The 8,634-nt window shown below is 52.1% G+C and carries 12 protein-coding genes; 9 read left to right on the top strand and 3 right to left on the bottom strand.

From position 1 onward, the window contains the following. Window positions 1-424: 424 nt before the first annotated feature. From F3H12_RS12435 to F3H12_RS12425, 3 genes are all read right to left on the bottom strand, one after another. Window positions 425-676 carry a hypothetical protein gene (locus F3H12_RS12435; RefSeq protein ID WP_149679641.1) on the bottom strand — a complete coding sequence of 84 codons (252 nt, stop codon included), beginning with the start codon at window positions 674-676 and terminating at the stop codon, window positions 425-427. Between the two features lie 85 nt (window positions 677-761). Further along, window positions 762-1,025: a hypothetical protein gene (locus tag F3H12_RS12430; RefSeq protein WP_149679640.1), complete on the bottom strand. Its 264-nt coding sequence runs from the start codon at window positions 1,023-1,025 to the stop codon at window positions 762-764. Window positions 1,026-1,553: 528 nt separating this feature from the next. Beyond that, entirely contained in the window at window positions 1,554-1,841 is a 288-nt protein-coding gene (locus tag F3H12_RS12425; protein ID WP_149679639.1) for a hypothetical protein, read from the bottom strand. Between the two features lie 287 nt (window positions 1,842-2,128). Here F3H12_RS12425 and F3H12_RS12420 point away from each other — a divergent pair, with 287 nt between their 5' ends. The 9 genes from F3H12_RS12420 (at window position 2,129) to F3H12_RS12380 (ending at window position 8,400) form a co-directional block, all read left to right on the top strand. Further along, complete coding sequence (locus F3H12_RS12420; protein ID WP_207706852.1) at window positions 2,129-2,326, top strand: DUF1858 domain-containing protein; 198 nt, start codon at window positions 2,129-2,131, stop codon at window positions 2,324-2,326. 144 nt (window positions 2,327-2,470) lie between these two features. Further along, entirely contained in the window at window positions 2,471-2,818 is a 348-nt protein-coding gene (locus F3H12_RS12415) for a DRTGG domain-containing protein (RefSeq protein WP_149679637.1), read from the top strand. Window positions 2,819-2,820: 2 nt separating this feature from the next. Further along, entirely contained in the window at window positions 2,821-3,243 is a 423-nt protein-coding gene (locus tag F3H12_RS12410) for an ATP-binding protein (RefSeq protein WP_149679636.1), read from the top strand. Window positions 3,244-3,263: 20 nt separating this feature from the next. Next, window positions 3,264-4,532, top strand: coding sequence for a [Fe-Fe] hydrogenase large subunit C-terminal domain-containing protein (locus F3H12_RS12405; RefSeq protein ID WP_149679635.1), 1,269 nt, complete (start codon window positions 3,264-3,266; stop codon window positions 4,530-4,532). Window positions 4,533-4,554: 22 nt separating this feature from the next. After that, a complete protein-coding gene (locus tag F3H12_RS12400; RefSeq protein ID WP_149679634.1) occupies window positions 4,555-4,899 on the top strand; it encodes an AraC family transcriptional regulator in 345 nt (114 codons plus the stop codon). Then, window positions 4,896-5,624: a PHP domain-containing protein gene (locus tag F3H12_RS12395; RefSeq protein ID WP_243133286.1), complete on the top strand. Its 729-nt coding sequence runs from the start codon at window positions 4,896-4,898 to the stop codon at window positions 5,622-5,624. Before F3H12_RS12400 ends, F3H12_RS12395 begins: the two co-directional genes overlap by 4 nt. Before the next feature lie 85 nt (window positions 5,625-5,709). Continuing rightward, entirely contained in the window at window positions 5,710-6,483 is a 774-nt protein-coding gene (locus tag F3H12_RS12390) for a dihydroorotate dehydrogenase electron transfer subunit (RefSeq protein ID WP_149679633.1), read from the top strand. Between the two features lie 69 nt (window positions 6,484-6,552). Continuing rightward, entirely contained in the window at window positions 6,553-7,470 is a 918-nt protein-coding gene (locus F3H12_RS12385; protein WP_149679642.1) for a dihydroorotate dehydrogenase, read from the top strand. A gap of 60 nt (window positions 7,471-7,530) precedes the next feature. Then, complete coding sequence (locus F3H12_RS12380; protein WP_149679632.1) at window positions 7,531-8,400, top strand: orotate phosphoribosyltransferase; 870 nt, start codon at window positions 7,531-7,533, stop codon at window positions 8,398-8,400. The last annotated feature ends 234 nt before the right edge of the window (window positions 8,401-8,634 follow it).

Here is an 8,634-nt window from a genome sequence, read left to right as displayed (position 1 = left end):
CAAGCAATCCAGAAGTACAGCTCAATATTATCAAGGTAAAAAATAAAGAAAAACAGAGATATTAAAAGAAAACGAGAGCTTATTAAGGGAGCACCACGCAAGCGGTACGTGGCAATCTCCGGGAGCCCGTAAAGCCCGGAATCGGCCCCGGAAGGGGACGAGATTGCTTCGTCACTGCGCTCCTCGCAATGACATAAGGGGTATTTGCAAGAGGAGTTGTTCCCGCATGTCATTGCGAGCGAGTGAAGCGAGCGTGGCAATCTCCATATCCCCGGGACACGCAAAGTGCTGCAGCGTGATTAAAAAGTCCATGCAAAGCAGGGGGGGACGCTTCGCATGGACTTATCGGGAAAAAAGACAGTAAGCCGAGGTTAATGTTTTGTGAGGATATTATACAGCACCTGCACCATCTCGGCACGGGTGATCAGGCTGTTCGGGTTATGGGCTCACGATTAAGCCCTTCATCCGACGTATGGGATTCGGTATCCGCTGCTTTTGCCACGCGTACCGTTGCGTTGTGGGTGGCAGGCAGATCCAAATCCTCCATTGTAGTGCCGAGGGGCACTGTTTGATGGGTCGTTTTGTCGGGCGGTAAGATGAATGCGACGATCTCACCGCCCTCCAATGAACTGTTTCCGAGAGCCGTCAGAGGCATTTGGCTGATGATAAATGCCATCACCAGAATGCGCCAGGATCCTTTCTGCCTTCCGCATCATTTCTCGACCTCCGAAAACTGCTTTCCAGTCTGTATTTATAGCTTATCAATTGCCAGTGCTTCTTTTGATGATGTGCCATAGGCTGATGAACAGGTGGATGATGCCACCGATCACGGCAACGTAATGGTCTTTCTGGACCTCAATATAGCCGATAACCCACTCAAAAGGCCTTATCAGGCTGCCCCTGGGAAGTATGGGAAGCACCTTTCCGTCTCCCACGCAAAGCATATCTGCGTCTTTCGAGGCACAAGACAGGCCGCCGATCTCCCCTATAATGATGAAGCTCTCGTCGGGGTACCGTAACTTCATTTCCCTGACAGTCGTATATGGAATTTTGATGCAACTGCGCACCTCTGTATAAAAACGGCGGGTGCCAGACTGTCTCTGTACCTGGTACAGCATACCAATCACCTTGCGTAAATTATAAAGCAAAACTTGCGGCTGAAAACATGGATGGCGAAATTGGGCGTTTTTTTGGCGAAATTGGTTGTTGAAATTTGAGGCACCTTCGGACATTGACTTTTCAGCCGTATACCGGCTGAATGGACGTGAACGGGAACTTGACTGCACATCAGGAACAACTGTCATGAAGAATAACCTATGGCGAGGCGTTTTTCATTGAAATGGAAAATAACATCACCTGAAAAATGGGAAACGAAAGGGTCTATCCAGCCCCGGCGTACAGCATAACGGCAGGCAGCGAAGAATTCCTTGCTTCACCGGACGAATTCAGGAAATTGCCAAAAGGCAACAGCAGAATTGTCAAAAGAATCGCCAGAGGGGAGAACAGCGTCCCGTCGAATGTTATCGCTGCCTGCTTTATGGTTGAATAAGTTGTTACAGTTTGGAAGCGATATAGGATTCCCGGCCGGCCAGGCACCAGACAGGAGCATTCTGGCCCACCCGCCTGATGGATCGGATTCTCAGGCTGCTGGTTGCGCCTGTACCCATGGCGCAGGCAAGGGCGGCCATGATGGCGGCAACCACTTCTTCATTCGCTGCCGCATCTCCAGCCGTACCGGCCCCAGGAGCAAATCTTGCCGCTGCGCTTTCGCTGTCGCGAACCTGAGCCTGGCTGGCAGCATTCTGTTGATAGCTTACATGCTTCTTCTTGAATAAAGCCATCTTGAACCTCCTGAAACACATGCAGGATATTTCATTATCCCGCCTTTACCGGGTCAAACCTTCCGTTGGATGCCGGACAGACAAAGACCGTCAGGTATGTGACCTGGTCATAATATTATGCTCCATAAACTTACCATAATTCCTGTCGGATTTCAATCCTGCCGTTGCAGGGCTATAACCAGACAGGACGGCCCTGTTTGAATATATTGCGATTTCCGTCGTATCTGTTATAATGGAAAGTGCAGAGAAATCTTGCTGAATCAGGGTATAGGAGGCTGGATGTGTTTATGATAACCAAGGATACCATTATTATGGATGTTCTGATGATGGACCGGAATACGGCCGGTATTTTCATGGAGCACGGGATGCACTGTATCGGTTGTCCCTCGGCGTCGGGCGAAAGCATTTCCGATGCATGCGCCGTTCATGGCATAGACGCCGATAAACTGGTGGAAGATCTGAACAAATATTTTGCAAACAAGTAAAGGTGATAAGCCGTCCGTAACCAGGACGGTTTTTATCTGTTGGGAAATACCGGTCTGATCCATTTGTGGCAGGTTCTTCCGGTTCGGCCGGGATTAGCCTTGGTGACACCTTCTCTTAATTCGTTGATAGGTTTGAGGTGATTTATGAAAATATCTGAAATAGCCGCAGTTTTAAACGCCGAAGTGTATACGGTCAACCATGATGAAAACGCGGACATCAAATCCGCCTGCAGCGCAGATCTGATGAGCGACGTAATGGCATTCTCAAAGGAAAATGCGCTTCTTCTGACTGGGCTTGTGAATCCACAGGTAATCCGTACAGCAGAGATGATGGACATGAAAGCCATCATATTTGTGCGGGGAAAGAAACCCCAGCAGGCTATGATCGAACTGGCTGAGGAAAAGAGGATCGCCCTGCTGGCTACCGATTTTCCGCTGTTTGAGGCCAGCGGAAGACTCTATCAACAGGGTATCCGAGGGCATGGTTATTAATCATGGGGCAGGTCATCATCCGGGATTTTGAAATACCAGCCAATGATTTTACCGTGGCCGGGGAGGCTTCCAGCACTGTCAGGAAGCTCCTTGTACAATTGGGGGTTGCGCCTGATAAGATCAAGAGAACCGCTATTGCCATGTATGAGGCTGAGATCAACGCAGTCATACACGGCCACGGCGGGAAAGCCCATGTCGAGATCAGCGGCGACAAGATCACCATTGTCATTTCCGATGAGGGCCCAGGTATAGAAGATCTGGATCTGGCCATGCAGGAGGGCTATTCAACGGCGCCGGACAGCATCCGCGAGATGGGTTTCGGAGCCGGTATGGGTTTGCCTAATATGAAAAAGCATGCGGATGAACTGGATATCAGGACCGAAAAAGGTAAGGGGACCGTTGTGACCATTACCGTGTATTTCTGATAGGTGTAGGATTGATATAAATGGAACAGAATTATTTTCATTCAGTAACCCTGGACAAGGACAAATGCCGGGGTTGTACCAATTGCATCAAGCATTGTCCCACGGAGGCCATCAGGGTCAGGGCCGGCAAGGCCGTGATCATCAAAGAGCGATGTATTGACTGTGGTGAATGCATACGTATCTGCCCCTATCATGCGAAGAAAGCGGTAACCGATACCATCGGCATCATCAGGAATTATGAGTATAAAATCGCATTGCCCGCCCCATCGCTGTACGGGCAATTCGGTCCAACCTATTCGAGAGAGCGAATACTGAAAGGTTTATTGGGTCTTGGATTTGACCATATCTTTGAAGTGGCCCGGGCTGCCGAGATTGTGACCATGGCCACACAGAAATATCTGAAAAATCCGGACATTAAAAAACCGATCATTTCTTCTGCCTGTCCGGCCGTGGTTCGTCTGATCCAGGTACGGTTTCCAAGCCTCATCGACAGGCTGCTCAGAATCAAATCACCCATGGAGGTAGCCGCGGCGCTGGCCAAAAGGGAGGCCTTGGCCAAAGGCATACCCGAAGGAAAAATCGGTACCTTCTTCATTTCTCCCTGCGCTGCCAAAGTGACCAGCGTTAAGGCGCCCTATGAAAACAACCGTTCCGATGTGGACGGTGTGCTGGCCATCAAGGATATCTATGTTCCCCTGCTGGAAAAAATGAAAAAGCAGAAGGCTGAAGGAGATGACGGTTTCAGCCTTTCCGGCTCCATTGGTATTACATGGGCGGGAACGGGCGGCGAAAGCTCCGCTTTGAACGGGGGCAGATATATTGCGGTTCATGGCATCCGAAACGTCAATGCCATCCTGGAGCAAACCGTCCAGGAAAGCCTGGAGGATATCGAGTTCATTGAGGCCCTTGCCTGTCCTGAAGGGTGCCTGGGCGGCCCGCTGGTGATGGAAAACCCCTTTGTGGCCAAGGTCAATCTCAGGAACGAGGCGCGACGGGCTCCCGTCCGCATGAGCGAGGAACCTCTGGGAGATGATGAGGAATACATATGGCAGTCCACCGTGGAATACCGCCCGATCATGAAACTGGACGATGATATGGCGAAGGCGCTTGAGAAGATGCAGCGAATGGATGAACTGACCGATATACTGCCCGGGCTTGACTGCGGCGCATGCGGCGCCCCAAGCTGCCGCGCCCTGGCCGAGGATATTGTAATGGGCAACGCCATACTCACCGATTGCATCATCAAGCTCAGGGAAAAGGTGGACGAACTGGAATCGGGATCAGAATAAGAAATGCGAGGTACGGGTACATATGACCATAAAGGAAATGATGGAAACGCTGGGTTTACGGTTGGCTGCCGGTCCGGAAGGCATGCTGGACAGGGAGATAACGGGAGTCTATTGCTGTGATCTCATCAGCCATGCCATGGCCAAGCTGGATTCCGGAAACGTATGGATAACCGTTCATACCAACCTTAACGTTGTGGCCGTCGCATCCCTCACCGATGCCGCCTGCGTGGTGGTGCCGGAGAATATCGAGATAGAAGAACAGTCCATCAACCGGGCCAATGAGAAACAGGTCCTGATGCTTTCTTCCGACAAAACGGCGGCGGAGCTTTCCTTTGAGATGATTTCACGCATACGAAAGGCCGAATGATGAAGTGTGCCATTGATCTCCATATTCATACCTGCCTGTCACCCTGCGCCGACGATGACATGACGCCAAACAACATCGTCAACATGTCCAGGATAAAGGGGCTGGACATCATCGCCATAACCGATCATAATGCCGCGGGCAATTGCGCGGCAGCCATGGAAGTGGCAGGTGACGACGATCTTTTGGTCGTTCCGGGGATGGAGCTTTGTACGGCTGAAGAATTCCATCTCCTGTGCTATTTTCCCGATACCGAAACCGCTCTGGCTTTCCAGAACGAAGTCTTTAAACATCTCCTGCCTGTCAAAAACCGTGAAGATGTCTTTGGAAGGCAGATCTACATGAACAGCCTGGACGAGGAAACCGGTACGGAGGACCGTTTCCTGGCCGGTGCCTGCATGATTCCTGCGACCGATGTCATCGCCATGGTGAGGGGCATGGGAGGCGCCGTATTGCCCGCTCATGTGGATCGGGAATCCTTCAGCATGCTCAATACCTTCGGGGCCATTCCTGAAGAATACGATTTCGCGTTCCTGGAATGCTCCAAGAACTGCAACCTGGAAAGCTTACTGCAAAGCAGGGAAGAACTTCGGCGTTACAGATTTATCAGAAGCTCGGATGCCCATTATCTCTGGGACATCCTGGAACGGGAAAGCTGGCTTGAGCTGGAGGAAAAAAGCGTGGCTTGCTTCCTGGATACGCTCAACAGCGGTCATTTCAATAAGTGATTCCATCAGGTTCTTCAGCCAATCTATGGCATGATGGGCCTTTTTGTGTTAAAATTCCGGAAAGATATGACTCGGAGGGAGCGGGATGAATCTGATCCATCGGGTTGGCGCTGTCAACCGGCTGAATGAAGAGACTTTCTTGATGACCATAGATTCGCCTGAAATCGCTGCGGCAGGAAGGCCGGGCCAGTTTGTGAACATCCGGTGCGGCGGACCGGATGCATACCTGAGGCGCCCTATCAGCATCTGCCGCATTGATCGGGAGCGGGGCACATTTGATATCGGCGTCCAGATCCGGGGCAAGGGAACCGAGGCTTTATCCCGCATGCGCCCAATGGAACCCATCGATATCATGGGGCCTTTGGGGAACGGGTTCAGCCTGAAGCCTGAAGACCGGAGGATAGCCGTGGTAGGAGGAGGCATCGGCGTGTTCCCGCTGCTGCAGTTGCTCATAGAACACCCGGCGTCTGAAAAGCTGGCCCTTCTCGGCTTCAGGAGCCGTGACCAGGTTGTTTTGGAGCAGGACTTTCAAATGGCTTGCGATGAACTGCTCATAGCCACCGACGATGGCAGCTATGGCACTGCGGGCTTTGTTACGTCGCTCCTGGAGAAGAAGCTTGGGGAAAAAACCTTTGACCGCGTCTTTATCTGTGGTCCCACGCCCATGATGAAGCGCGCGGCAGCAATCTTACTGGAAAGGAATGTCCCGTGCGAGGTATCCCTGGAGCAAAGAATGGGATGCGGGATCGGCGCCTGCCTGGTATGCGCCTGCAAAACCAGGGCCGGCGATGACTGGGATTACGCCCATGTCTGCAAGGACGGGCCGGTGTTCAGCGGAGAAGCCGTTATTTTTGATTAAGTTGATGACCGGGATGCGTTGGGTGTGTTCCGGCATTATCCGTGAACTTGAGGGAGTTTGAAACGCATGATGGAGAAAAAAACCGACATGTCAGTGAATATTGCCGGTTTGAAGCTAAAAAACCCGGTGATAGCCGCATCGGGCACCTTTGGTTTTGGCAGGGAGTACAGCGCATTATTTGATCTTTCCAGGCTCGGGGGCATTGCGGTAAAAGGGCTGACCCTGGAGCCGAGAAAAGGAAACCCGCCGCCCAGAATTGCCGAAACGCCGTCGGGCATCCTCAACAGCGTAGGTCTCCAGAATCCGGGGGTCCACGCTTTTATCCGGGATGAGATCCCTTTTTTGCGCCGGTATGATACCGCCATCATCGCCAATGCTTCCGGCAATACGGTGGAAGAATACGAGGAGATGGTGCGGATCCTTTCGGATGCCGATGTGGATGCCATCGAGCTGAACCTGTCCTGCCCCAATGTGAAGGAGGGCTGCATGGCCTTCGGAAGCACTGCGGCGGGCATCACCCAGGTGGTGTCCAGGGTTAAACCCTTCTGCAAAAAACCGCTCATCGTGAAACTGACGCCCAACGTCACCGATATCTGCGAACTGGCCTTAGCCGCCGAAGCTGCCGGCGCCGATGCAGTTTCCCTGATCAATACCCTTCTGGGGATGGCCATCGATGTCAAAACCAGGCGTCCCATCCTGGGCAATATCATGGGCGGGCTTTCCGGTCCGGCTGTAAAGCCTGTTGCCCTCAGAATGGTTTACCAGGTATCTAAAGTGGTGAAAATTCCTGTCATCGGCATGGGCGGCATATCCAATGGCACCGATGTGGTGGAGTTCCTTCTGGCCGGTGCATCGGCGGTCATGATAGGCACGGCGGGCTTTGTGAACCCGTACGCCTGGGTGGAAGCCATCAACGGCCTTGAGCAATACATGCTTGAAAACAACTGCCGCTCGGTTGCCGAGCTGACTGGCGGACTGATCGTGTAATCCGCGGAGCGGTATTTTCCATAGCAAAACAGTATGAACGAAAGGACAGGGATTCAGACAATGAACAGCCAGCTGATTTCCTATCTGTTTGAAACCAGGGCGATTCGGGTGTGTCCCAAGGACAGTCCCTTCTGGTATACATCCGGGAAAATTGGTCCCTACTATATCAACACCCATTTCCTTTTCGGAAGCGAGGAAGAAGCCAACAGGTTCCTGGAACGGATCGACAGCCTCAAGGAGGATAAAATGGCGTGCTCCGGGGCGCTCCACCAGATCGTCAGGGAGCAATACCAGAAAAGCCCGATTTACAAGGGAACCATTGATGCCCTGACGGCATATATCCGCGAATACCTGGACCCCGAAGCCATCGACTATATCTCGGGCGGGGAGCGGCGCGACTGGTTTTTCTCCCTCCTTGTTGCGGAGCACCTGGAAAAACCCCATATCACCCTTTTCAAGGACATGGACGCGGTGGTTTACGAAAACGGCTCATCCCGCGACGCAGCGGACCTGAAAGGTGCTACCGTGCTGCATGTGGCCGATCTCATCACCTCGGCGTCCAGCTATGAACGGGCCTGGGTACCGATTATCCATAAAATTGGCGCTCGCATGAAGCATAGCCTCGTGGTGGTGGACAGGCTCCAGGGAGGCGCGGAAGTCCTCGGAAGGCTCGGCGTGACATCCCATGCCCTGGTCAGCATTGACAGGGGTGTATTTGAGGAAGCATGCAGGAAACACTATATTGGCAGGGATCAGTTGCAAATGGTGCTCGATTACATGGAAGATCCGGATGGCTCCATGAGAAGCTTTTTGATGGAACATCCCGAATTTTTAACCCATGCGCTCAACAGCGGCGGGAAAACGGCAGAACGGGCAAAGCTTTTGATAGAGAATGATTTCTACAAACTGGGGATGGAACAGGGCAAATAAGAATTGACATGCGAAGTTCAGGGATTGAACGGAACGGGGATGCTCAGCGAGACGATGGCGCCTTTGGGATAGTTGGTCCGGATGCTGACGCCGTTACTGATGCGGTTGAGAATGGCCATGGCCCAGCCCCCGGGCTTTATATAATGATACCAGAAATTAAGACAGACAAAACGGCCAAAATAAGTTAGAATGGAACTATGGAAAAGAGAAGAAATTTTACACCGGAAGAAAAAG

This window comes from Thermoclostridium caenicola (assembly GCF_900142095.1).
Lineage (GTDB): Bacteria > Bacillota > Clostridia > DSM-8532 > DSM-8532 > Thermoclostridium_A > Thermoclostridium_A caenicola.
The sequence above is the reverse complement of the archived record's forward strand: the minus strand, read 5'-3'. Positions and strand labels throughout refer to the sequence as shown.